2 protein-coding genes are annotated in these 1247 nt (G+C 47.3%); one reads left to right on the top strand and one right to left on the bottom strand.

Annotated elements, in window-relative coordinates:
• Positions 1-254, top strand: a 254-nt coding sequence (locus tag H4J77_RS19835) for a hypothetical protein (RefSeq protein WP_220469448.1), incomplete at its 5' end; no start/stop codon positions are given.
• Positions 255-528: 274 nt separating this feature from the next.
• On the opposite strand, the gene H4J77_RS19490 is transcribed toward H4J77_RS19835, so the two are convergent.
• Positions 529-921, bottom strand: coding sequence for a hypothetical protein (locus tag H4J77_RS19490; RefSeq protein ID WP_124014364.1), 393 nt, complete (start codon positions 919-921; stop codon positions 529-531).
• Positions 922-1247: the final 326 nt, after the last annotated feature.

Here is a 1247-nt window from a genome sequence, read left to right as displayed (position 1 = left end):
AAGCTGAGGCCTTGGGCATGACTAACTTGAATGGTGGCACGCTCTGCAACGCTGAGTTCGGAATAAGACATAGGGCAGCACCGTACCGGAAAGGTCAGGTGTTGCACTCAGTTTTTGCCGCCGCCCACCTTAACGTCATAAAATATAAATCACTCTTTGCTGGCGACATTGTAAAGACGGCTCGCAGCGCAGCCAACGATAGCGACTCCCAATCAAGGATATTTGTATGGAATGCTAACCGAGTAGCACAATGACTAGATAAAAGTGGCAGCCTGCATTCAGGACGGTAACAAGCTTACCCGCATTGAAAATGCCAGAAGGCGTGCTGCTGTAAAATGCAAACTGAGGAGTTACCGCGTGGAGCCGAGTGTGGATACACGTTAAAAGGGCTATGCATACTTAACACATCTAATGCCACCCTAGCCAAAGCTATAGCGGTTGAGTAAATCATAAGAAGCCAGATAGTAAGCACCATACTCGCCCATCAGATGACACGTGCTATTGCTTTTCTTATCACGCACTGGCACATCATTCTGCTAGCGGATAGTCGTGCCTTGCAGCATTCGGCTCTGTCACAAAGATGACGTCATTAGGGCACTCATACGTCAAAAGGTTATACTGCAAACCCGCCTCAAAGTGATACCAATAATACTCAACGAGTACCAGCGACCCATGTTGGCTGACCACGTTATTTTTCGCCTTTCTCAGCAGGCACGAAGGGCTTGAGTTAATGGGCGAAGGCACGAAGTCAGCCAGAATATTACCTTGAGAATAACGCTCACTTGCTACAACTTCACACTGCGCTAACTTAGTTTCCAGCGCCTCCAACCAAACGGCATTTGCATGATGACTGACGGTATAAACCTCCGCATTGTCCGAGCCTTTCTTGGTTGGAACAAGGCAGATGGATGAGCACGCCATAAGCTGTAATGTGCTTATAATAACGATTAGACCTCTCAACGCCACCTCGACATATATACCTAACTAATTATGCTAACAGGCTATTTTGGAATGAATAGATTCCACGCCCTGACGGGTGTCATCCAACGACTTCAATAGCGGTTAACGGCCTGCACTCCCTGTTGGCGAATATCAGAACGGTATCCACCAACAGACCCCGTGTATGATTCAAAAACATAGGTAACACATCATTTCAAATACATGGGTTACACTTTTAACGTCCAATACGGAGTTAGATTCCCACCGGCTTTGCGCTGATCAAAGCCACCAAGCCTGACAGGCCCAAA

The organism is Pseudomonas sp. 5Ae-yellow (assembly GCF_014077575.1).
Taxonomy (GTDB): domain Bacteria; phylum Pseudomonadota; class Gammaproteobacteria; order Pseudomonadales; family Pseudomonadaceae; genus Halopseudomonas; species Halopseudomonas neustonica.
The sequence above is the reverse complement of the archived record's forward strand: the minus strand, read 5'-3'. Positions and strand labels throughout refer to the sequence as shown.